We start from the raw sequence: 23,903 nt of genomic DNA, 5'->3' as shown, positions 1-23,903 counted from the left end.
AAAGAAAGAGGGCTTACAAAGAGAGGGGTAGCATAAAAATGAATAGCTTACTGATCATGAATTGGCTGGCTGCCATTGCTGTTATTGCTTATGCGGGATATTTGTTTGTGTATCTTATACGAACGAGGATGGCCTACATACAGTTAGGAAAAAAGATTGAATTTGACCGTCGTTTTAAAGAGCGTTGGGATCTCCTTAAGGTCAATGTTTTCGGTCAGAAAAAGCTGCTGAAAGATAAAAAGAGCGGCATTATTCACGTTATGTTCTTTTACGGATTTATTCTTGTCCAATTTGGAGCAATTGACTTCGTTTGGAAAGGACTCGCACCAGGATCACATCTTCCACTTGGACCACTATACCCTGCATTTACATTCTTCCAGGAAATTGTCACACTTGTTATTTTAATTGCAGTCTTTTGGGCTTTTCATCGACGTTATGTTGAGAAGCTAGTTCGTTTAAAACGTAATTTCAAATCAGGCCTTGTTCTTATCTTTATTGGTGGCTTAATGATTTCTGTCCTACTCGGTAATGGAATGGGAATTATATGGCACGGCGAGGAGCTTTCATGGAGTGAACCAATCGCTTCTGCAATCGCTTACGTTTTCTCGGGGATAAATGAAACCGTAGCCATTTCTGTGTTCTATTTCTCTTGGTGGGTGCATTTACTAATTTTGTTAACGTTTTTAGTTTATGTTCCACAATCAAAACACGCGCATCTAATTGCAGGACCAGCCAACGTTTTCTTCGGTCGCCTTTCAAACCCAGGGAAACTTGAAAAGATTGACTTTGAAGATGAAACACAAGAAACGTTTGGTGTTGGTAAAATCGAAGACTTTAGACAAAATCAGCTTATTGATTTATACGCTTGCGTAGAGTGTGGTCGTTGTACAAATATGTGTCCGGCAACAGGAACAGGTAAAATGTTATCGCCGATGGATTTAATTTTAAAACTTCGCGATCATTTGACTGATAAAGGAGCTGCAGTGACATCAAAAGCACCGTGGGTTCCAGTAGTTGCTTTTAATAATACACAAGGAAATCAGTTAGCGATGATGGCAGCTGGGAAAGGACAACAAGAATCTGCAGCTGCAACACTCGCTTACGATCCGAGTTTAATCGGAGATGTTATTACAGAAGAAGAGATTTGGGCTTGTACAACGTGTCGTAACTGTGAAGATCAGTGTCCGGTTATGAATGAGCATGTTGATAAAATTATTGATTTACGCCGCTATCTCGTTTTAACAGAAGGAAAGATGGATGCGGAAGCGCAGCGTGCGATGACAAACATCGAGCGTCAAGGGAATCCGTGGGGTCTGAACCGTAAAGAGCGTGAAACATGGCGCCAAGGTGATGATGAAGTAACAGTTCCAACTGTGAAAGAAAAATCGAAAGCTGGCGAGGAGTTCGAATATTTATTCTGGGTTGGTTCAATGGGATCATATGATAATCGTAGTCAGAAGATTGCGATATCGTTTGCGAAGTTGATGAACGAAGCAGGCATTTCATTTGCGATACTTGGTAATAAAGAGAAGAACTCTGGAGATACACCGCGCCGACTTGGAAATGAATTTGTTTTCCAAGAGATGGCGACAAAGAATATCGAAGAATTTGAAAAAGCAGGAGTGAAGAAAATCGTTACGATTGACCCTCATGCTTATAACACATTTAAAAATGAGTATCCGGACTTTGGCTTGCAAGCAGAAGTCTATCATCATACAGAACTGTTAGCTCAGTGGGTGAAAGAAGGACGCTTAAAACCTGTTCACGCTATTGAGGAAACAGTTACGTACCATGATTCCTGTTATTTAGGAAGATACAACGAAGTATACGAAGCGCCACGTGATATTTTGAAAGCGATTCCTGGTGTGAACCTTGTAGAAATGGCACGTAACCGCGAAACGGGAATGTGCTGTGGAGCAGGTGGTGGCTTAATGTGGATGGAAGAGACAGCTGGTTCACGTATTAACGTTGCTCGTACAGAACAAGCATTAGCTGTGCAACCATCTATTATCGGTACAGGTTGTCCATATTGCTTAACGATGATTAGTGATGGGACGAAAGCGAAAGAAGTAGAAGAAAATGTTCAAACGCTTGATGTAACAGAGATTTTAGAACGCTCTGTTATCGGCCAGAAGAAAGAAGCAATGTAATCTGCAAGCATGAATACAACTTTAGAGAGAGGTGCAATCATTGCACCTCTTCTCAGCGTAACAATGCCGAGCGAGCGCTCGGTTCTAAAAAAGAAATGGGGGAAAGAAACATGAGTAAAACAGTTATTTTAAGTGCTGCAAGAACACCGGTTGGGAAATTTGGAGGATCTTTAAAAGATGTAAAAGCAACAGAGCTTGGAGGAATTGCAATTAAAGCAGCGCTTGAAAGAGCGAACGTTTCTGCTAGTGATGTTGAGGAAGTTATATTTGGCACGGTTATTCAAGGCGGACAGGGACAAATTCCATCGCGCCAAGCTGCGAGGGCTGCTGGAATCCCTTGGGAAGTGCAGACGGAAACAGTGAATAAAGTTTGTGCATCAGGACTGCGTGCGGTTACGTTAGCGGATCAAATTATTCGTACTGGCGATCAATCATTGATTGTAGCTGGCGGTATGGAGTCGATGAGTAACAGTCCTTACATTTTACGCGGAGCAAGATGGGGATACAGAATGGGCAACAGCGAGGTTATCGATTTAAATGTTGCTGACGGTTTAACATGCGCATTTTCAGGTATACACATGGGTGTTTATGGCGGAGAAGTTGCGAAAGAAGATGGAATCTCTCGCGAAGCACAAGATGAATGGGCATATCGTAGCCATCAACGTGCAGTGTCAGCGCATAAAGAAGGACGTTTCGAAGAGGAAATCGTGCCAGTAACGATTCCGCAAAGAAAAGGTGATCCGATTGTCGTTGCAAAGGATGAAGCACCGCGCGCGAATACAACGATTGAAAAGTTAGCGAAATTAAAACCTGTATTTGATAAAACAGCGACGGTGACAGCTGGTAATGCGCCAGGCCTAAACGATGGTGGTGCTGCACTTGTATTAATGAGCGAAGACAGAGCGAAACAAGAAGGAAGAAAGCCATTAGCGACAATTTTGGCGCATACAGCAATTGCAGTGGAATCTAAAGATTTCCCGAGAACGCCAGGGTATGCAATTAACGCATTGTTAGAAAAAACAGGAAAGAAAATTGAAGACATCGATTTATTTGAGATTAATGAAGCATTTGCAGCGGTAGCAATTGCAAGTACAGAGATTGCGGGAATTGACCCAGAAAAATTGAATGTAAACGGCGGCGCAGTAGCGATGGGACACCCAATTGGAGCAAGTGGAGCGCGCATTATCGTTACATTAATCCATGCACTTAAGCAACGCGGCGGCGGAATTGGAATTGCTTCGATTTGTAGTGGTGGCGGTCAAGGCGATGCAGTGATGATTGAGGTTCATTAATTTACGGCGAGAAAACGATTCATTTATTACAGAATTATATTAAGGGGGAAGAAGAAATGAGTGTACAAAAAATAGTTGTAATTGGTGCAGGACAAATGGGATCAGGAATTGCACAAGTATGTGCAATGGCAGGATACGATGTGAAGGTACAAGATTTAAAACAGGAGCAATTAGATAGAGGGTTGGCTATCATTACGAAAAACTTAGCACGCCAAGTAGAAAAGGGGCGCATGAAGGAAGAAGAAAAGGAAGCGACATTAAACCGTCTTACAGTAACGCTTGATTTAGATTGTGTGAAGGAAGCAGACCTTATTATTGAAGCAGCTGTTGAGAAAATGGATATTAAAAAGAAAATCTTTGCGAATCTAGATGAAATCGCTCCAGAACACGCAATTTTAGCGACGAATACGTCATCTCTGCCAATTACCGAAATTGCAGCGGTAACGAAGCGCCCGGAAAAGGTAATCGGTATGCATTTTATGAACCCCGTTCCGGTTATGAAGCTTGTTGAAATTATTCGTGGATTGGCTACAGATGATGCAGTATATGAAACGATTGAAGATATTACGAAGAAAATTGGGAAAGTACCAGTTGAAGTAAATGATTTCCCGGGGTTTGTATCGAACCGCATTTTATTACCGATGATTAACGAAGCAATTTACACGTTATATGAAGGTGTAGCGACGAAAGAAGCGATTGATGAAGTAATGAAACTCGGTATGAATCACCCGATGGGCCCTTTAACGCTCGCTGATTTTATCGGTTTAGATACATGTTTATACATTATGGAAGTGTTGCATGAAGGCTTAGGTGATAGTAAATATCGTCCATGTCCATTGCTACGCAAGTACGTAAATGCAGGATGGTTAGGACGTAAAACAGGTCGTGGTTTCTACGTTTACGAATAAATTCCCCTTTGTTACAAAACAGTGGTCTTACCAAATTGTTAGAAGGATATATAGCAAATGGAGGCGGAGTATATGAACTTTCGTTTTAATGAAGAGCAACAGATGATGAGGAAAATGGTTCGAGATTTTGCGCAGAAGGAAATAGCTCCCTTTGTTCCTAGTATGGAACAAGGGGTGTTCCCAAAAGAGATTTTGCAGAAGATGGGTGAGCTTGGATTAATGGGAATTCCAGCGCCTGCAAAATACGGCGGTTCAGAAATGGATTTTATCTCTTACATTTTAGCGATTGAAGAAATTTCCAAGGTAAGCGCAACAGTTGGTGTAATTTTAGCTGTACATACGTCAGTTGGGATGAACCCAATTTTATATTTTGGAACAGAAGAACAGAAAGAAAAGTATGTTTCTAAACTTGCGACTGGTGAATATTTAGGCGCATTTGCATTAACAGAACCCAATGCAGGATCAGATGCAGGGAGTTTGAAATCAAGAGCTGTAAAGAAAGACGATCACTACATTATTAATGGATCGAAAGTATTTATTACAAATGGCGGTGAAGCAAGTACATACATTGTATTCGCTTCTACAAATCCAGAGGCAGGAAAAAGTGGGATTTCTGCATTTATAGTAGAGAAAGATACACCAGGCTTAATTATTGGCAAAGATGAGCATAAAATGGGACTTCTCGGTTCTCGCACGGTACAACTTACGTTCGAGGATATGAAAGTGCCGACTGAGAATTTACTTGGTGAAGAAGGACAAGGATTTAAGGTAGCGATGGCGAATTTAGATGTTGGACGAATTGGAATTGGAGCGCAAGCACTAGGAATTGCTGAAGCGGCGCTTGCATGTGCAATTGATTATGCGAAAGAACGTGAGCAATTCGGAAAGCCAATTGCGGCGCAGCAAGGGATTGGCTTCAAACTTGCCGATATGGCTACTAGTGTAGAAGCGGCGCGATTACTCGTATATAGGGCGGCATCATTAAGGGCACAAGGACTACCATGCGGTAAAGAAGCATCTATTGCGAAATTATTCGCTTCTAAAACAGCTGTTGAAGTTGCGATTGAAGCGGTGCAAGTATTTGGGGGATACGGTTATACGAAGGACTATCCAGTAGAAAGATTTTTCCGTGATGCGAAAATCACGCAAATATATGAAGGAACGAGCGAAATACAGAAACTTGTTATTAGCCGAGCTTTATAAAAGCACAAGGGGGAGACGGGCATGCATTTTAAACTATCAGAAGAACATGAAATGATAAGAAAAATGGTTCGAGACTTTGCTAAGAACGAAGTAGCACCGACGGCAGCTGAGCGTGATGAAGAAGAGAGATTTGATCGTGCAATATTTGATCAAATGGCCGAGCTTGGTTTAACTGGTATTCCGTGGCCTGAAGAATACGGCGGAATTGGAAGCGATTACTTAGCGTATGTAATTGCTATTGAAGAATTATCGCGCGTATGTGCTTCTACAGGTGTAACATTGTCTGCACATACTTCGCTTGCTGGTTGGCCAATTTTTAAATTTGGAACAGAAGAGCAAAAGCAAACATTTTTACGACCGATGGCTGAAGGGAAGAAAATTGGTGCGTACGGCTTAACGGAGCCGGGATCTGGTTCGGATGCTGGTGGAATGAAGACGATTGCTAAAAGAGATGGAGACCATTATGTATTAAATGGATCAAAAATATTTATCACTAATGGTGGTATTGCTGATATTTATGTTGTCTTTGCGTTAACTGATCCTGAATCGAAGCAGCGTGGCACGAGTGCATTTATAGTGGAAAGTGATACACCAGGATTCTCAGTTGGGAAGAAGGAGAGTAAGTTAGGGATTCGCTCTTCACCAACAACTGAAATTATGTTCGAAGATTGCCGCATCCCTGTAGAGAATTTACTAGGGGAAGAAGGACAAGGGTTTAAGATAGCGATGCAAACATTAGATGGTGGCCGTAATGGTATTGCGGCGCAAGCGGTTGGTATTGCACAAGGGGCTTTAGATGCTTCCGTAGAATATGCAAGAGAGCGTCATCAGTTTGGGAAGCCGATTGCGGCGCAGCAAGGGATTGGCTTTAAACTAGCAGATATGGCAACGGATGTGGAGGCGGCGCGCCTTCTAACATACCAGGCGGCTTGGCTGGAATCGGAAGGGCTTCCGTATGGGAAAGAGTCAGCGATGTCAAAAGTATTTGCAGGCGATGCAGCGATGAAGGTGACGACTGAAGCGGTACAAGTATTTGGTGGTTACGGTTATACGAAAGATTATCCAGTAGAGCGTTATATGCGAGATGCAAAGATTACACAGATATATGAAGGAACACAAGAGATTCAAAGGCTCGTAATTTCTCGTATGTTAACGAAGTAGGATGAAAGGCGTAGGTATTTTCCTACGCTTTTTCCTTCCAAAAAATAATAGAGAGGTGAAGGGGATGGTTAAACATAATGTGCATGCATCAGTGAAAGATGAAAAATTAGTCGCGTTAAGACGTGAACAAATGATTAAAGGTGCAGTGCAATTGTTTAAGCAAAAAGGATTTCCGCGTACAACAACGAGAGAGATTGCAAAGGCAGCTGGATTTAGTATTGGAACGCTTTATGAATACATTCGTACAAAAGACGATGTTTTGTATTTAGTTTGTGATAGTATTTATGAACATGTAAAAGAAAGATTAGAGGAAGTAGTTTGTACAGAAAAAGGAAGTGTAGAAAGTTTAAAGATAGCAATAACGAATTATTTTAAAGTGATGGACGAATTGCAGGAAGAAGTATTAATAATGTATCAAGAGGTACGCTTTTTACCGAAAGAATCACTCCCGTATGTATTAGAAAAGGAGTTTCAAATGGTAGGAATGTTTGAGGATATTTTAGAACAGTGTACGGAAAATGGAACATTTACATTAAATAAAAAAGAAATACAGCTTCTTGCGCATAATATTTTTATACAAGGACAGATGTGGGGATTTAGACGTTGGGCGTTGCAAAAGCTATATACGCTCGAAGAATATACAGAAATGCAAATTAGGTATGTATTGCAAGGGGCTCATATGCTTCCGAAATAAGGAATGGACAAATTATAAATTTATTACCCTATAAAAGTTTCCCGTTTTTTTTGTAGCATATTTGTGCGACTTTTGTTTATAATGAATAGTATGGATTTTTTTAAGCAGGCCGTTATATATAAGGTTATATTTGATGAAAGGAAGTGCCGCATAAGTGGATTTTAAGCAATATTCACCAGAAGAGCTAAAAGAATGTTCAATGATTGAAGTTGTACATAGCGTTTTAGGGGATAAAAAACAAGCAACGACATTCAACGAGTTGGTTCAAGAAATCGCTCAAGTGCTGGGACTATCTCAAGAGCAAGTTAATGCGAAAATCGCACAATTTTATACAGACTTAAACATCGATGGACGTTTCATTAATTTAGGAGAAAATCGTTGGGGATTACGTAGCTGGTACCCATACGAGCAAATTGATGAAGAAATCTTGCCTCAACCAAAACCGAAGAAGAAACGTAAAGTTGAAGAAGACGGTTTTGACGACTACATTGAAGAAGATGAAGACTTCGACGATGCAGACATAACTGAAGATGAAGAAGATGATGTAGAAGATTTGGACAAGGTTCTTGAAGATGAAGACGGAGATGACGATGATCTTGATGATTTAGATGAAGATGAAGACGACTTCGCCGAAGAAGAACTTGAGTATGATGAAACTGAAGAAGAAGAAGAGGAAGAACTGTAGTTCTTGACTTTTCATTATCGTCCATGTAGAATCATTTTTGGGCTCTTTAAAAAAGGACGATAATACTTTTAAAGTGTAAATATAAAAGAAAATTGCTCCCTACTTATTACTTTTTGTGATGAGGGGAGCAATTTTCTTTTTTGTTTTTTGTTTAGAAAATAAAAAGAGTCTAACAATAAGATGGATACAGTGTTATCTACATACGTTGCGCTTTGCAACGGTGATTATATAACAGCAAAGTAGAAGGGAGCTTTTTCATGACTAAGTATATTTTTGTAACAGGCGGTGTAGTATCGTCTTTAGGAAAAGGTATTACAGCAGCATCTCTTGGAAGACTTTTAAAAAATCGTGGTTTAAACGTAACGATTCAAAAGTTTGATCCATACATTAACGTAGACCCAGGGACTATGAGCCCATACCAACACGGTGAGGTATTCGTAACAGATGATGGTGCAGAAACTGACTTAGACCTTGGTCACTATGAGCGTTTCATCGACATCAACTTAAACAAATACAGCAACGTAACAACAGGTAAAATTTACTCTTCAGTTCTTCAAAAAGAGCGTCGTGGTGAATACCTAGGAGGAACAGTTCAAGTTATTCCTCACATTACTAACGAAATTAAAGAACGCGTATACCGTTCTGGTCGCGAAACAAACGCGGATGTTGTTATTACAGAAATTGGTGGAACTGTTGGTGACATCGAGTCTCTACCATTCTTAGAAGCAATCCGTCAAATTAAGAGCGACATCGGTCGTGACAATGTAATGTACATTCACTGTACGTTAATCCCGTACTTAAAAGCAGCGGGTGAAATGAAAACAAAACCAACGCAACATAGCGTTAAAGAGCTTCGCAGCTTAGGTATTCAACCAAATATTATCGTTGTTCGTACAGAAATGCCTGTTTCTCAAGATATGAAAGACAAGCTTGCATTATTCTGTGACATCGATACAAAAGCAGTTATCGAAGCACGCGATGCAGATACTTTATATGCAGTTCCATTATCTCTTCAAGAGCAAAATATGGACCAAATCGTTTGCGATCACTTAAAATTAGACAATCCAGCTGCAGATATGACAGAGTGGACTGCGCTAGTTGAAAAAGTGCGTAACCTTTCTAAGAAAACAAAAATCGCTCTTGTTGGTAAATACGTAGAGCTTCAAGATGCATACATTTCTGTTGTAGAAGCACTTCGTCATGCAGGTTACTCTTTCGATACAGATGTAGAAGTGAAATGGGTAAATGCTGAGCACGTAACACCAGAGAACGTACAAGAATTAGTAGGAGACACAGATGGTATCCTTGTACCAGGTGGCTTCGGCGATCGTGGTGTAGAAGGTAAAATCGTTGCAATTCAATATGCTCGTGAAAACAAAGTTCCATTCCTAGGAATTTGCTTAGGTATGCAACTTGCATCAATCGAATTCGCACGTAACGTATTAGGATTAGAAGGAGCTAACTCTTCTGAAATCAATCCTGACACACCTTACGCAATCATCGACCTATTACCAGAACAAAAAGATGTAGAAGACTTAGGTGGTACACTTCGTCTTGGTCTATACCCATGTAAGCTTGCTGAAGAAACAAATGCATACAATGCATACAATGAGCCGGTTGTATATGAGCGTCATCGTCATCGTTATGAGTTCAACAATCAATTCCGTCCGGATATGGAAAAAGCAGGATTTGTATTCTCTGGTACAAGCCCAGATGGCCGTCTAGTTGAAATCATTGAATTAAAAGATCACCCTTGGTTCGTGGCAGCACAGTTCCACCCAGAACTAGTTTCTCGTCCAAACCGTCCACAACCATTGTTCCATGACTTCGTAAGAGCTTCTATTACGAATAAAGAGAGCAAGTAATAAAAAAAGCGCCTGAAATAGGGCGCTTTTTTTAATATTCGTTTAACATTTCATCGATTGTAAATTTGATTCCGTGATACGCAAATAAAGCTACAATTAAACTTGGGAGTCCGTAGCGATTACCTTCATCGTCTGGAATAAGTCCTTTTAACAGCTTTGTATCAATATGTACATCTGTATATTGTTCTAGTGATTCAGTACCTTCTTGAATAGCAGAGATGCCGACAATAGAGTGTCCATCTGCTTGCAGTTTTTTTGCTATTCCTATAACTTCTTCATCTGTTGAAAAACGGCTAATAAGAAGTACACGATCTGCAGAAGTTACCTCAACTTCTTTACCATTTTCAAATAGTCGTTTTGCTTGTTTCATCGGTTCAGCACCGAATAGTGCTTCAGCAACAACGCCCTCCATTTCATTTGTACCATGTAAATAAATGAACCCTTCGCCAACTAATGCTTGAGCAAGTAGGCGGGCACTATCTTCTATATTCATTTCCTCTTTTTGAGAAACCCTAGAGAAATAACCACTTAATTGGGTTGAAAAAATTTTTAACATAATGTTACTCCCTTCGTACGTGTTTACCGGCTTTCATTATAGTTTATTTTTTTAGAAAGGTGAAATCGAAAGGTGGCATAACAAAATAGGAAACGGTAAAATAAGAAAGAAATAGGAAGGAATTTGGTAAAGAATAGCGAAAATTAATCGTTAAGATATAAGAAGCTTTAAATCTTGTATTTACACAGAAAGGTTGGGAGTTATGGAAGGGAAAATTTTAATCGTTGATGATCAATATGGAATTCGTGTGTTATTACATGAAGTGTTCCAAAAAGAAGGTTATCAGACATTCCAAGCAGCGAATGGATTTCAAGCTTTAGATATCGTGAAAAAAGATAATCCAGATTTAGTTGTGTTAGATATGAAAATTCCAGGTATGGATGGTATAGAGATTTTAAAGCATGTAAAAGAAATTGATGAGAGTATTAAAGTAATTTTAATGACTGCTTATGGGGAGCTTGATATGATCCAAGAAGCAAAAGATTTAGGAGCTTTAATGCACTTTGCTAAACCATTTGACATTGATGAAATTCGTCAAGCTGTGAGAAATGAGCTCACTGTAGAGGCATAAAAATGAATTTTTTATAAAAAATATGGAAAAAAGCGTTTACATGGACTATTGTGCAGGTGAATACGGTTGAGTTTTTGAGTACAAGTTGTTATCCTATTGAGTGTAGAAAAAAGTCCGGTATGTAGATATACATATTTTACCTTATTCTGGTCATACTACCAGCGATAAGAACTTATCGGATACAAAAAACGTTTTTTAGGAGGATTCACCATGCCTTTAGTTTCTATGAAAGAAATGCTAAACAAAGCACTAGAAGGAAAATACGCAGTTGGTCAATTCAACATGAACAACTTAGAGTGGACTCAAGCTATCTTAGCTGCTGCGGAAGAAGAAAAATCTCCTGTAATCCTAGGTGTATCTGAGGGTGCAGCTCGTCATATGACTGGTTTCAAAACAGTTGTAGCTATGGTTAAAGCTTTAATCGAAGAAATGAACATCACTGTTCCTGTAGCGATTCACCTTGACCATGGTTCAAGCTTCGAAAAATGTAAAGAAGCAATCGATGCAGGTTTCACATCTGTAATGATCGACGCTTCTCACCACCCATTCGAAGAAAACGTAGAAACTACTAAAAAAGTAGTAGAATACGCACACGCTCGTAACGTATCTGTTGAAGCTGAGCTTGGAACAGTTGGCGGACAAGAAGACGACGTAATCGCTGAAGGCGTAATTTACGCTGACCCAGCAGAGTGTAAGCACCTTGTTGAAGCAACAGGTATTGATTGCCTAGCTCCAGCTTTAGGTTCTGTACACGGTCCTTACAAAGGTGAGCCTAACTTAGGATTCGCTGAAATGGAACAAGTTCGTGACTTCACTGGCGTACCTTTAGTATTACACGGTGGTACTGGTATCCCAACTGCTGATATCGAAAAAGCTATCTCTTTAGGTACTTCAAAAATCAACGTAAACACTGAGAACCAAATTGAGTTTACAAAAGCTGTTCGTGAAGTATTAAACAAAGACCAAGAAGTTTACGATCCTCGTAAATTTATCGGACCTGGCCGCGACGCTATCAAAGCAACTGTTATTGGTAAAATGCGCGAATTCGGTTCTAACGGTAAAGCGTAAGAATAAAATTCCGTTTTGGAAACCGTCTACTCTTTTAGACGGTTTCCTTTCGTTGTATAATGAAAGCGTGAACAAGTCTAAAGATTTTATCATTTTGTTTTTGAAATAGAAAATAATGTGCATAGTCCTATTAATAAATGTGATAACGTATCTAAGTTGATAAAGTAAATTCGATGAATAGTTAATCTTTATCTTTTTGTATTACAGGAGAAATGAAGATAATGGTTTCCTATTTATTGAGTGTTAGGGTGGAAAGTGTGATTGAGATTCTTAAGGGGAGCTTTCTATAAAAATATAGAAAGTAAATACATTCACAAGAAGGGAGCTCAATATGGAAAAATTGCTAATTGAAGGCGGAAGAGCTTTAAATGGAACAATTCGCGTGAGTGGTGCAAAGAACAGCGCCGTTGCACTAATTCCAGCGACAATTTTAGCTGATACTCCAGTAACTATTGGTGGTGTCCCTAATATTTCGGACGTGAAAATGTTAGGAGACTTACTAGAGGAAATTGGAGGAAGGGTAACTTATGGACAGGAGGAAGAAATGGTAGTTGATCCTTCTAACATGGTTGCAATGCCTTTACCAAATGGAAAAGTGAAAAAATTGCGTGCTTCTTATTATTTAATGGGTGCGATGCTTGGCCGTTTTAAAAAAGCTGTTATTGGGCTTCCAGGTGGATGTCATTTAGGACCGAGGCCGATTGATCAACATATTAAAGGGTTTGAAGCGTTAGGTGCACATGTTACGAATGAGCAAGGTGCTATCTATTTAAGAGCAGATGAATTACGCGGGGCTCGTATATATTTAGATGTTGTTAGTGTAGGAGCTACGATTAATATTATGCTAGCAGCTGTGCGAGCGAAAGGTAGAACTGTTATTGAAAACGCAGCAAAAGAACCAGAGATTATTGATGTAGCTACATTGTTAACTAGCATGGGAGCACGTATTAAAGGTGCTGGTACAGATGTAATACGAATTGATGGTGTGGATTCTCTGCATGGTTGTCATCATACAATTATTCCAGATCGTATTGAGGCGGGTACGTATATGATTTTAGGTGCTGCGTCAGGAGGAGAAGTGACAGTTGATAATGTTATTCCTCAGCATTTAGAGTCAGTTACGGCAAAGTTAAGAGAAGCTGGTGTCCAAGTTGAAACGAATGATGACCAAATTACAGTGAACGGTAATAGAAGATTAAAAGTAGTTGATATAAAAACGCTTGTATATCCAGGATTCCCAACAGACTTACAACAGCCGTTTACAACACTTTTAACAAAGGCGCATGGAACGGGTGTTGTAACGGATACAATTTATGGTGCACGTTTTAAACATATTGATGAATTACGTCGTATGAATGCACAAATTAAAGTAGAAGGTCGTTCAGCAATTGTAACTGGTCCAGTTTTATTGCAAGGTGCAAAAGTGAAAGCAAGTGATTTGCGAGCTGGAGCAGCCCTTGTTATTGCAGGATTAATGGCGGACGGAATTACAGAAGTAACCGGACTTGAGCATATCGATCGAGGTTATGAAAATATAGTAGACAAGCTTACAGGGCTTGGCGCGAATATTTGGCGCGAACAAATGACAAAGCAAGAAATTGAAGAGATGAAGAACGCATAAGTGATACTTCCGCGATGGGGAAGCGAAGCATCACTACTTGCGGAAGTACACTTTATAGAAAAACACGGTTCACAAAATACGGCAGAAATATAAAGGCTTAAAGGAGAGGGATTATCGTGGAAAGAAGTTTATCTATGGAGTTAGTACGTGTAACAGAGGCTGCAGCTTTATCATCAGCGCGTTGGATGGGACGCGGGAAAAAGGATGAGGCAGACGGTGCAGCAACATCAGCTATGCGTGATGTATTTGATACAATTCCGATGAAAGGGACAGTTGTAATTGGTGAAGGTGAAATGGATGAAGCACCAATGCTATATATCGGAGAAAAATTAGGTACAGGATATGGTCCACGTGTAGACGTTGCAGTTGATCCTTTAGAAGGGACAAACATCGTGGCAGCTGGTGGATGGAATGCTCTTGCTGTTATAGCAATTGCAGATCACGGTAATTTGTTGCATGCTCCTGACATGTACATGGATAAAATCGCGGTTGGCCCAGAAGCAGTTGGGGCGGTCGATATTGATGCGCCTATTATCGATAACTTACGTGCAGTTGCGAAAGCGAAAAACAAAGATATTGAAGATGTTGTAGCGACAGTTTTAAACCGTCCACGTCATCAAGCAATTATCGAAGAAATCCGTAAAGCTGGTGCTCGTATTAAATTGATTAATGATGGAGACGTAGCTGGCGCAATTAACACTGCATTTGATCGTACAGGTGTAGATATTTTATTCGGCTCTGGTGGTGCGCCTGAGGGTGTACTAGCAGCGGTTGCATTAAAATGTTTAGGCGGCGAGATTCACGGGAAACTATTACCGCAAAACGAAGCTGAATTGGCGCGTTGCAAAAAGATGGGCATAGAAGACATCAACCGCATCCTTCGCATGGAGGACTTAGTAAAAGGTGACGATGCAATCTTCGCAGCAACAGGCGTAACAGACGGAGAACTATTACGCGGCGTTCAATTTAAAGGTAGCGTAGGAACAACACAATCTCTTGTTATGCGTGCAAAATCAGGCACAGTACGCTTCGTAGACGGACGTCACAGCTTGAATAAAAAACCGAACTTGGTTATTAAGTAAAAAGCATAAGCAGCTCGTTTAGAATGGGAAGGCATTGGAACTCCTGACGAAGAGGCGTTTTGTGCCTCGCAGGAAGGGATGAAATGACTGCCACTTCTAGCCACCGACCATTCTAGCTGCTGAAGCTGGATGAAATAAAAAGCGAAGACAAATTTTCTTGTCTTCGCTTCTTGTATTTGTGTTCCAACGTATTGATTAAAACTAGATAAAAGGGTTACAATAGTGAATATTACCCTACTTGAACTTATTGCCTTTCATTATTAATTATTTGCCTTCCGTATTTTTTCCCTTTACCCATGTGAAAAGAGAATAATGTTAAAGTGTGGTGTCTGAATGAATTTGTCAATTGCAGCATTAGAAAACATGAAATTAAAAGAGTTATACGAGCTTGCGAAGGAGTTTAAGATTTCGTATTATAGCAAATTAACGAAAAAAGAGTTAATCTTCGCCATTTTAAAAGCTCGAGCAGAAAAAGAAGGCTTCTTCTTCATGGAAGGCGTATTAGAAATTATTCAATCAGAAGGATTTGGATTCCTACGTCCTATCAACTACTCTCCAAGCTCAGAAGATATTTATATCTCAGCTTCGCAAATTCGTCGTTTCGATTTACGTAATGGAGACAAGGTTTCTGGTAAAGTACGACCTCCGAAAGAAAATGAACGCTATTTTGGATTATTACAAGTTGAAGCTGTAAACGGAGATGATCCAGAATCAGCAAAAGAGCGTGTGCATTTCCCTGCATTAACACCATTATACCCAGATCGCCAAATGAAATTGGAAACGGAACCGAAAAAGTTACCGACACGCATCATGGATTTAATCGCACCAGTTGGATTTGGACAACGTGGTTTAATTGTCGCGCCTCCAAAGGCTGGTAAAACGAGTCTATTAAAAGAAATCGCACACAGTGTTACAACAAATCATCCGGAAGCTGAATTAATTGTACTTTTAATTGATGAGCGTCCAGAGGAAGTAACAGACATTGAACGTTCTGTTAAAGGAGATGTTGTAAGCTCTACTTTTGATGAAGTACCAGAAAATCATATTAAAGTAGCGGAACTTGTGTTAGAACGTGCAATGCGTCTTGTAGAGCACAAGAAAGATGTTATCATTTTAATGGATAGTATTACCCGTTTAGCGCGAGCTTACAACCTTGTTATTCCACCAAGTGGTAGAACATTATCGGGTGGTATCGACCCAGCTGCCTTCCATAGACCGAAGCGTTTCTTTGGAGCTGCTCGTAATATTGAAGAAGGCGGTAGCTTAACAATTTTAGCAACAGCGCTTGTTGATACAGGATCTCGTATGGACGATGTAATTTACGAAGAATTTAAAGGAACTGGAAATATGGAACTTCACTTAGATCGTTCATTAGCTGAGCGTCGTATCTTCCCGGCAATTGATATTCGTCGTTCTGGTACACGTAAAGAAGATCTATTAATTCCGAAAGAACATTTAGACAAGCTATGGGGTATTCGTAAAACAATGCGCGATACACCAGACTTTGTTGAAGGTTTCTTACGTAAACTTCGTCAAACAAAGACAAATGAAGAATTTTTACAAAACATTGTTGCAGATTCGAAAAGATATGTAACAACGAAGTAAAGGGAAAAGATTGGGACTCGCTTATTTTATGGTAAGCGAGTTTTTTATATTTTTTAGGTGATGTTAAAGAGAGATGAGTGGAAGGGCATTAGTTCGTTCTAGTCGGATGAGTTGGCTCTTATTTAAGTTGATGGGGCTAGAATCTCCGGTCATTTCACTCTCTCGCTCGAAGCAAAGAGCGCTTCAAGGTCGAGAGTTCCAAATAGCCTGTGATTCTAAACGAGCCGCTTCTGCTTTTAAAAGGTATCCAGTTCCGACGGCTAGCTCTTCGTGTCTAAGAACCTCCCGCATTAAAGGTAAAAATCACCTTTTATGCGAGAGAACCTTAGCCAGTCAGAGCTGAGTGAGCCGTCTCCACTTTAAATTTAAAAAGACAAAAACAGGTAGTTGCAAAATGAAGTTAGCCTTGTTATAATTTCATCATATGTGTTTCATCAATATAGTTGTGTATGCAGCTGAAGATGAAAAACTCTGTTTCGAAAATGATTCAGGGCGGAAGGAGATGAAAAGAATGAAAGCAGGAATTCACCCAGATTACAAGAAAGTTGTATTCATGGACACAAACACAGGCTTCAAATTCTTAAGCGGATCTACTAAAGGATCTAACGAAACTGTTGAGTGGGAAGATGGTAACACTTATCCATTACTAAAAGTTGAGATCAGTTCTGATTCTCACCCATTCTACACTGGACGTCAGAAGTTTGCTACTGCAGACGGACGCGTTGACCGCTTCAATAAGAAATACGGTCTTAAGTAATAAAAACATAAAACAGGCAAGTGTATCTATTCGCTTGTCTGTTTTTTTTGCGAAAATATTATACCTTTACCCTACTTTTAACTAAAAAGTAGATGAAAGGAGAGCTTCATGTACTTAATAAATCAGAACGGTTGGATTGAAGTGATTTGCGGTAGTATGTTTTCTGGTAAATCAGAAGAGCTTATCCGCCGTGTGCGTCGTACGCAATTTGCGAAACAACATGCAATTGTATTTAAACCATGTATTGATAATCGCTATAGTGAAGAAGACGTTGTGTCACATAACGGATTAAAGGTAAGAGCAGTTCCTGTTTCAGCTTCAAAAGATATATTTGAACATATCACTGAAGAAATGGATGTAATTGCAATCGATGAAGTGCAATTCTTTGATGGGGACATTGTGGAAGTGGTGCAAGTATTGGCAAATCGTGGCTATCGTGTCATTGTAGCTGGTTTAGACCAAGATTTCCGTGGTCTACCATTTGGACAAGTTCCTCAGCTGATGGCGATTGCTGAACATGTAACAAAACTACAAGCAGTATGTTCTGCATGTGGATCTCCAGCGAGTCGTACACAACGATTAATTGATGGAGAACCAGCGGCATTTGATGATCCGATTATTTTAGTCGGGGCTTCAGAATCGTATGAACCACGCTGTCGTCATTGTCATGCAGTGCCTACAAACAAAGATAAGTAAAACTCGCTGCGCAAGGCGGGTTTTTTTCAGAATAGAGAGTGTGAGTGGTGTGAGCCGCTTGTGCTTTTAAATATAATTTGCGTTTTTTTGAGTAAGTACCATATACTATTTGTATTAGATACTAGGATGTAGAGGTGAATGATGTGTTAGATCGTTTGCAAGCTGTAGAAAATCGTTATGAGAAGTTAAATGAATTGTTAAGTGACCCAGAGGTTATTAGCGATACAAATAAGCTTCGTGAATATTCAAAGGAACAGTCTGATATACAGGAAACGGTAGAGGTGTATCGTGAGTATAAGGATGTTCGTGAGCAATTAAAAGATGCGAAAGCGATGTTAGAAGATAAGTTAGACGCAGAAATGCGTGAAATGGTAAAAGAAGAGGTTTCTGAGTTAGAATCACAAGAAAAAACATTATCAGAGCGTCTGAAAATTTTACTTGTACCAAAAGACCCTAACGATGATAAGAACGTTATCGTTGAGGTTCGTGGAGCTGCTGGTGGCGACGAGGCTGCTTTATTTGCTGGTGACTTATACCGTATGTATAGCCGTTACGCTGAGGTACAAGGTTGGAAAACGGAGATTATCGAGGCTAGCTATACAGAGTTAGGTGGATATAAAGAGATTATCTTTATGATTAACGGTAAAGGTGCTTTCGCGAAGCTGAAATTCGAGAATGGGGCTCACCGTGTACAACGTGTTCCTGAAACGGAATCTGGTGGACGTATCCATACATCTACAGCAACTGTAGCTGTATTACCAGAGGCAGAAGAAGTAGAAATTGATATTCATGAGAAAGATGTTCGTGTTGATACATTCGCTTCTAGTGGACCTGGTGGGCAGAGCGTTAATACAACGATGTCAGCGGTACGTTTAACGCATTTACCGACTGGTGTAGTTGTATCATGTCAGGATGAGAAATCACAAATTAAGAATAAAGAAAAAGCGATGAAAGTATTACGCGCACGTGTTTATGATAAGTTTAGACAAGAAGCACAAGCAGAGTATGATCAAAACCGTAAACAAGCTGTTGGTACGGGCGATCGTTCAGAGCGTATTCGTACGTATAACTTCCCGCAAAACCGTGTTACAGACCATCGAATCGGCTTAACGATTCAAAAGCTAGATCAAATCTTACAAGGTAAGTTAGATGATTTCATCAACGCCTTAGTGATGGAAGATCAGGCTCAAAGGATGGAGGCAGCTGAGTAATGCGTGTCTATGAAGCCCTGAAATGGGCTTCTTCTTTTTTACAGGAGAATGGACGAGATGAAAATGCGGGAGAAATTGTCCTTTGTCATGTATTAAAGACGAATAGAACAGGATTATTGATGAATATGCGTGAAGAAATAACTGCAGAACAAGAAACAAGTTTTACAGAGTTTATCCACAAGCATGTAGAAGGTATTCCTATTCAATATATGATTGGTCATGAAATATTTTATGGAAGATCGTTCTTTGTGAATGAAGAAGTATTAATACCAAGACCAGAAACAGAAGAGCTTATAGTAGGAGTGTTAGAAAGAATCGAGCGCCATTTTGGTGATGAGAAACTACATGTAGCAGATATCGGTACAGGTAGTGGAGCGATTTCGATTACGCTTGCTTTAGAGAATAAAAATCTTCATGTGTATACGGTAGATATTGCGCAGGAGTCGATTGAAGTTGCAAAAGAAAATGCAAAAACTTTGAGCGCAGAAGTAACGTTCTATCACGGTGATTTATTATCGCCATTTTATGAAACGGGTCAAAAGTTAGATGTTGTTGTATCAAATCCTCCATATATACCAGAAGAGGATTGGCGTGGTCTTTCTCCTGTGGTGAAAGAGCATGAGCCAAAGAGAGCACTTGTTGGTGGTGAAGACGGATTAGATTTCTATCGCCGTTTTATGGAAGAGTTGCCGAATGTGTTGCAGAAGAAAGCAATTGTAGCATTTGAAATTGGAGTAGGGCAAGGTGAGGACGTGAAAGAGCTGTTACAACAAACATTTCCACATGCTCATGTTGAGGTTGTTTTTGATATTAACGGAAAAGATCGTATGGTATTTGCAGAGATGGAGTAAGGTTCACGCCTTACTCTATTTTTTGTGGAAAAATTTATATAGATTTTGAATTTAATAGTTTAGAAACATGAAAGTCTGTCTACACTGTTTGTAGAAGGGACGGTGGAGGAAATGAAAAAACAAGTTATTGCTTATCTTCTTCTATTATTAATTGGTGCACAGTTACTTGTGCAGTTTGGATATATGAAAGCTGATGCGAAAGGGCCTTCAGTTATTCCGAAAGAGGCCGTTCGATTACGAATTTTAGCAAATAGCGATTCAGATAAAGATCAGGCGTTAAAGCGTAAAGTGCGTGATGAAGTAAAAGCACAGATTGATGGATGGGTAGTGGATTTAACTTCATTTGAAGAGGCACGTAAAGTCATTCAAAGTCATATTCCAGAAATCGAAAAAACAGTGGAAAATACGTTAAAGAAAGAAGGAAGTAAAGATTCATTTCAAGTGAAATTCAGTAAAAATGTAAAGTTTCCTACAAAGGTATATGGGAATTTTATTTATCCGGCAGGGGAATATGAAGCAGTTTTAATTACAATTGGGGAAGGTGAAGGGGCAAACTGGTGGTGTGTACTATTTCCACCGATGTGTTTCTTAGATTTTTCAAGTGGTACAGCTGTAAGGAAAGAAGAACACGTTGTGAAGGCTGAATCTCCTGAAGAGGAGCAAGTAAAACAAGTAGATGATGAAGAAGTAGTAAATGCAGAAGAGAAAAAAGAGGACGAGGTGAAAGAAAAGAAAGCTGTAAAGCAGGAAGTCGCAAAAAAAGTAACAGCTTCTGAAAAGAAAGTAGTAAAAAATGAAACAAAGGTAGAAGAACAACCTGTAAGTAAAGAGGAAACAAAAACTGTGGAAAAAGTGGAGAAACCTGTGGAACAAAAACAAGAAAAACAAAATGAGTACGTAAAAGTAGAGGAGGAAGAAGAAAAGCCAGAAGTTAAGTTATTTATTGTAGAAGCTTTTACATCTTTATTCTCTAAATAGTACTATTCGTAAATCCCTTCTCATATATAAAAAAGAGGAGGGATTTATTATGAAGAAGGTATATTTTGCGACGAAAGCAGATGTGGAAAGATTGCATTCTTTTTTCGGACAAGCTAACAAAAAAGATGATAAAATAAATAAGTTGTACGCGCAATTTATGATTTTGGAAGAGGCGGAAGAAATACGGGCTGTCATCGGATATGAACAAAGTGAAGAAAACGCGCTTATTCGTTCTTGTTTATTCACACCTAATGTGGATAAACAGACTTTCTTATATTTTTTCGAAATGTTTTTGCAGTATATGAAAGAAAAAAATATTCGACAATTGTACTTATTAACAAATCATCCACAATCTATAACAATCTTTCAGTTTTTTGACTTTGTTACTATAGAGAAAGAAAACGTACCAGAGGGAATTCGACAGTTAGAACACTTTTGTAAAAATATAAAAGAGCCAAATGCAATAATACTAAATTGTCAGCTATTCACAAAGTTATCCACGGATTAATTAGGTTTATCCACATTTTGTGGATAAACCTTGTTTGTCTTTTGGATAAATCTCATAGTAAACTAAAAATAGACAGTATTTCAGGGTAGAAAAGGACGTGGGAAAAAATGCATACAAATATGTGGGTTGTGGATAATGTTGTGGAAAGAAAAAAATATTATCCACAGTTACAAGAAGCAGCGAAATTATTAAGGGAAAACGAGGCGATTGCCTTCCCTACCGAAACGGTATATGGACTAGGTGCAAACGCAATGAATGATGAAGCGATCGCGAAAATCTTTGAGGCGAAAGGAAGACCGAGTGATAATCCACTGATTGTCCACATCGGTACAAAATCGCAGTTAGATGGGATTGTGAAGGAAATTCCGCCAGTTGCTGAGAAGTTGATGGAGCATTTTTGGCCAGGACCGTTAACAATTATTTTACCTAGAAAAGAAGGAATTTCAGAGAAGGTGACGGCAGGACTTAATACGGTTGGAGTAAGAATGCCTGATCATCCAGTAGCGCTTGCTCTTATTGAAGAAGCAAATGTACCTGTTGCAGCACCGAGTGCGAATCGTTCTGGGCGTCCAAGTCCGACGTTAGCGTCTCACGTATATGAAGATTTAAATGAGAAAATCGCAGGTATTGTAGATGGTGGTGCAACAGGAGTAGGTGTTGAATCGACTGTAATTGATTGTACGAGTGCTGTTCCAACGATATTACGCCCAGGTGGGATTACGAAAGAACAATTAGAATCGGTAATCGGCACGGTTTCTTTAGATCCGGCTTTAAAGGATGAGAAGGAAAAGCCGAAATCACCAGGAATGAAATATACACATTATGCACCGAAAGCGCCGCTAAGTATTGTTGAAGGTTCACGTGAATTTATTCAACGCCTTGTGGATGAGAAGAAGGAAGAAGGATTCAAAGTAGGTGTATTAACGACAGAAGAGTATCAGCACGTATATAGTGCGGATGTTGTATTGTCTTGTGGTGTTCGAAGCGATTTAGCTAGCGTTGCGACTAAATTATATGATGTACTTAGAACGTTTGATGCAAGTGAAGTGGATGTTATTTTTAGTGAATCATTCCCGAACGAAGGAATAGGGAATGCTATTATGAATCGATTAACAAAAGCGGCAGGACATCAAATTATTACTGAATGATAAGGTACGATTAGCAAACAGAATATTTCTCCTCGGATAAGCATATTTTGAAGTAGCACGTCCGAGGAGGGACATGAATGACGTTTGAACAGCTAATACCTTTAATAATTATGGCATTCGCCTTAGGGATGGATGCGTTCTCGGTAAGTCTTGGTATGGGAATGATGACCTTAAAGGTAAGACAAATCCTGTATATCGGTGTGACGATAGGGATATTTCATATTATCATGCCATTTATAGGGATGGTATTAGGTCGTTTTTTATCAGAACAGTATGGAGACATTGCACATTTTGCAGGTGCTATTTTATTAATCGGATTAGGATTTTATATTGTATATTCATCTATCTTGGAGAATGAAGAGACTAGAACGGCCCCTATTGGAATTAGTTTGTTCGTATTTGCATTTGGGGTTAGTATAGACAGTTTTTCAGTAGGCCTTAGCCTTGGTATTTATGGGGCGCAGACAATTATTACGATATTACTTTTTGGATTTGTTAGTATGTTATTAGCGTGGATTGGTTTATTCATTGGGAGACATGCGAAAGATATGCTCGGTACATATGGCGAGATAGTAGGTGGTATCATTTTGGTTGGATTTGGATTATATCTCCTTTTTCCTATATAATTTTAAGGAGGAGGGCGTTATGAACAAGTTATTGGAATGGTATATTCGATTTGTAACTTTCTTTCCGAGGTGGTTACGACTGCTTGTTATTTGGGGTATTATTTTGCAAATTTCAATTTTAGGTTGGATTAAGTTGGTTCGCGAATGGTAAGATATCTCCTTTCTGTGCATAGTTTTGTTTGTACTATACTAATTGCGCTAAAAAATTCCACATATAGAAAGGATGAGATGGATGACGAGATTGAAGCAAGTTTTTGGTATTATTATTAGTTTTTTTGTATTTTGGTTTAGTATGCTCGGTGTACAAATGTTTGCTGAGTTTTTGGATATTGAGTCATTGAAGTTTGTTGCGGGAAAAACGGAGGCAGCGCGTGCTTTTTATTCTCCATACCCGTTTTTAATTGTTTTTCTAATTACATTGCTTTCCCTTTACTTCTTCGTAATTAAGCTTGGGAAACCGAAAAAAGAGAAAGTACTTACTTTAGAGGAAAAGAAGGAAGAATTACAATGATAAAATCCCTTGCTATTTAGCAAGGGATTTTATGTTTGATGGGTGTAATTGATTTCATTCTGTATTTAGATATATCCAGCTCCAGCGGCTAGAATGGTGGGTGGCTTCGCGGCTTCCTACGAGGCAAAAAGCGCCTCTACGTCAGAAGCTCCATCC

At 39.4% G+C, this 23,903-nt stretch carries 23 protein-coding genes and 1 pseudogene; 23 read left to right on the top strand and 1 reads right to left on the bottom strand.

What is annotated here, in order from left to right; translation table 11 throughout:
- The first annotated feature begins 38 nt into the window (after positions 1 to 38).
- From COL05_RS27535 to pyrG, 8 genes and pseudogenes are all read left to right on the top strand, one after another.
- Positions 39 to 2,150: a (Fe-S)-binding protein gene (locus COL05_RS27535; protein WP_098670899.1), complete on the top strand. Its 2,112-nt coding sequence runs from the start codon at positions 39 to 41 to the stop codon at positions 2,148 to 2,150.
- Between the two features lie 9 nt (positions 2,151 to 2,159).
- A pseudogene (locus COL05_RS27530) lies at positions 2,160 to 3,442 on the top strand (acetyl-CoA C-acetyltransferase).
- A gap of 56 nt (positions 3,443 to 3,498) precedes the next feature.
- On the top strand, positions 3,499 to 4,350 hold the full coding sequence (locus COL05_RS27525; protein WP_071757850.1) for a 3-hydroxybutyryl-CoA dehydrogenase: 852 nt from the start codon (positions 3,499 to 3,501) through the stop codon (positions 4,348 to 4,350).
- Positions 4,351 to 4,422: 72 nt separating this feature from the next.
- On the top strand, positions 4,423 to 5,553 hold the full coding sequence (locus COL05_RS27520) for an acyl-CoA dehydrogenase (protein WP_098670897.1): 1,131 nt from the start codon (positions 4,423 to 4,425) through the stop codon (positions 5,551 to 5,553).
- A gap of 21 nt (positions 5,554 to 5,574) precedes the next feature.
- The gene (acdA, locus tag COL05_RS27515; RefSeq protein WP_000545521.1) at positions 5,575 to 6,714 is read left to right on the top strand and encodes an acyl-CoA dehydrogenase AcdA; all 1,140 of its coding nucleotides are present in this window, start codon (positions 5,575 to 5,577) and stop codon (positions 6,712 to 6,714) included.
- Between the two features lie 64 nt (positions 6,715 to 6,778).
- Positions 6,779 to 7,408 carry a TetR/AcrR family transcriptional regulator gene (locus tag COL05_RS27510; protein ID WP_000238603.1) on the top strand — a complete coding sequence of 210 codons (630 nt, stop codon included), beginning with the start codon at positions 6,779 to 6,781 and terminating at the stop codon, positions 7,406 to 7,408.
- A 154-nt stretch (positions 7,409 to 7,562) separates the two neighbouring features.
- The gene (gene rpoE, locus COL05_RS27505; RefSeq protein WP_098670896.1) at positions 7,563 to 8,093 is read left to right on the top strand and encodes a DNA-directed RNA polymerase subunit delta; all 531 of its coding nucleotides are present in this window, start codon (positions 7,563 to 7,565) and stop codon (positions 8,091 to 8,093) included.
- Between the two features lie 257 nt (positions 8,094 to 8,350).
- Positions 8,351 to 9,958 carry a CTP synthase gene (pyrG, locus tag COL05_RS27500; protein ID WP_098670895.1) on the top strand — a complete coding sequence of 536 codons (1,608 nt, stop codon included), beginning with the start codon at positions 8,351 to 8,353 and terminating at the stop codon, positions 9,956 to 9,958.
- Positions 9,959 to 9,989: 31 nt separating this feature from the next.
- On the opposite strand, the gene COL05_RS27495 is transcribed toward pyrG, so the two are convergent.
- Positions 9,990 to 10,514 (bottom strand): DUF2529 domain-containing protein, encoded by a 525-nt coding sequence (locus tag COL05_RS27495; protein WP_098670894.1) that lies wholly within the window; start codon positions 10,512 to 10,514, stop codon positions 9,990 to 9,992.
- A 202-nt stretch (positions 10,515 to 10,716) separates the two neighbouring features.
- Here COL05_RS27495 and spo0F point away from each other — a divergent pair, with 202 nt between their 5' ends.
- The 15 genes from spo0F (at position 10,717) to COL05_RS27420 (ending at position 23,747) form a co-directional block, all read left to right on the top strand.
- The gene (spo0F, locus tag COL05_RS27490) at positions 10,717 to 11,085 is read left to right on the top strand and encodes a sporulation initiation phosphotransferase Spo0F (protein WP_097902999.1); all 369 of its coding nucleotides are present in this window, start codon (positions 10,717 to 10,719) and stop codon (positions 11,083 to 11,085) included.
- 210 nt (positions 11,086 to 11,295) lie between these two features.
- A complete protein-coding gene (locus COL05_RS27485) occupies positions 11,296 to 12,153 on the top strand; it encodes a class II fructose-bisphosphate aldolase (protein WP_048528036.1) in 858 nt (285 codons plus the stop codon).
- 331 nt (positions 12,154 to 12,484) lie between these two features.
- The gene (gene murA, locus COL05_RS27480; protein ID WP_098670893.1) at positions 12,485 to 13,774 is read left to right on the top strand and encodes a UDP-N-acetylglucosamine 1-carboxyvinyltransferase; all 1,290 of its coding nucleotides are present in this window, start codon (positions 12,485 to 12,487) and stop codon (positions 13,772 to 13,774) included.
- 116 nt (positions 13,775 to 13,890) lie between these two features.
- Positions 13,891 to 14,856, top strand: coding sequence for a class II fructose-bisphosphatase (gene glpX / locus COL05_RS27470; RefSeq protein ID WP_000442336.1), 966 nt, complete (start codon positions 13,891 to 13,893; stop codon positions 14,854 to 14,856).
- Between the two features lie 333 nt (positions 14,857 to 15,189).
- Entirely contained in the window at positions 15,190 to 16,461 is a 1,272-nt protein-coding gene (rho, locus tag COL05_RS27465; protein ID WP_001053898.1) for a transcription termination factor Rho, read from the top strand.
- Between the two features lie 511 nt (positions 16,462 to 16,972).
- Entirely contained in the window at positions 16,973 to 17,218 is a 246-nt protein-coding gene (locus COL05_RS27460; protein WP_000643433.1) for a type B 50S ribosomal protein L31, read from the top strand.
- Positions 17,219 to 17,326: 108 nt separating this feature from the next.
- Positions 17,327 to 17,914: a thymidine kinase gene (locus COL05_RS27455; RefSeq protein WP_098670892.1), complete on the top strand. Its 588-nt coding sequence runs from the start codon at positions 17,327 to 17,329 to the stop codon at positions 17,912 to 17,914.
- A gap of 143 nt (positions 17,915 to 18,057) precedes the next feature.
- A complete protein-coding gene (prfA, locus tag COL05_RS27450; RefSeq protein ID WP_029441082.1) occupies positions 18,058 to 19,125 on the top strand; it encodes a peptide chain release factor 1 in 1,068 nt (355 codons plus the stop codon).
- Positions 19,125 to 19,976, top strand: coding sequence for a peptide chain release factor N(5)-glutamine methyltransferase (gene prmC / locus COL05_RS27445; RefSeq protein ID WP_098670891.1), 852 nt, complete (start codon positions 19,125 to 19,127; stop codon positions 19,974 to 19,976). The genes prfA and prmC overlap by 1 nt, the downstream gene beginning before the upstream one ends.
- A 111-nt stretch (positions 19,977 to 20,087) precedes the next feature.
- Complete coding sequence (gene spoIIR, locus COL05_RS27440) at positions 20,088 to 20,954, top strand: stage II sporulation protein R (protein WP_098670909.1); 867 nt, start codon at positions 20,088 to 20,090, stop codon at positions 20,952 to 20,954.
- A 49-nt stretch (positions 20,955 to 21,003) separates the two neighbouring features.
- Positions 21,004 to 21,462, top strand: a complete 459-nt coding sequence (locus COL05_RS27435) for a GNAT family N-acetyltransferase (protein WP_098670890.1) — start codon at positions 21,004 to 21,006, stop codon at positions 21,460 to 21,462.
- Positions 21,463 to 21,569: 107 nt separating this feature from the next.
- The gene (locus tag COL05_RS27430; RefSeq protein ID WP_098670889.1) at positions 21,570 to 22,610 is read left to right on the top strand and encodes an L-threonylcarbamoyladenylate synthase; all 1,041 of its coding nucleotides are present in this window, start codon (positions 21,570 to 21,572) and stop codon (positions 22,608 to 22,610) included.
- A gap of 77 nt (positions 22,611 to 22,687) precedes the next feature.
- On the top strand, positions 22,688 to 23,236 hold the full coding sequence (locus COL05_RS27425) for a manganese efflux pump MntP (RefSeq protein WP_098670888.1): 549 nt from the start codon (positions 22,688 to 22,690) through the stop codon (positions 23,234 to 23,236).
- Between the two features lie 19 nt (positions 23,237 to 23,255).
- The gene (locus COL05_RS32045) at positions 23,256 to 23,387 is read left to right on the top strand and encodes a hypothetical protein (protein WP_255285071.1); all 132 of its coding nucleotides are present in this window, start codon (positions 23,256 to 23,258) and stop codon (positions 23,385 to 23,387) included.
- Between the two features lie 81 nt (positions 23,388 to 23,468).
- Positions 23,469 to 23,747 (top strand): DUF3935 domain-containing protein, encoded by a 279-nt coding sequence (locus tag COL05_RS27420; protein WP_098670887.1) that lies wholly within the window; start codon positions 23,469 to 23,471, stop codon positions 23,745 to 23,747.
- Positions 23,748 to 23,903 lie beyond the last annotated feature (156 nt).

Origin of the sequence: Bacillus sp. AFS059628 (assembly GCF_002571225.1) — a bacterium.
Taxonomy (GTDB): Bacteria; Bacillota; Bacilli; order Bacillales; family Bacillaceae_G; genus Bacillus_A.
This window is presented reverse-complemented; position numbering and strand designations above follow the sequence as displayed.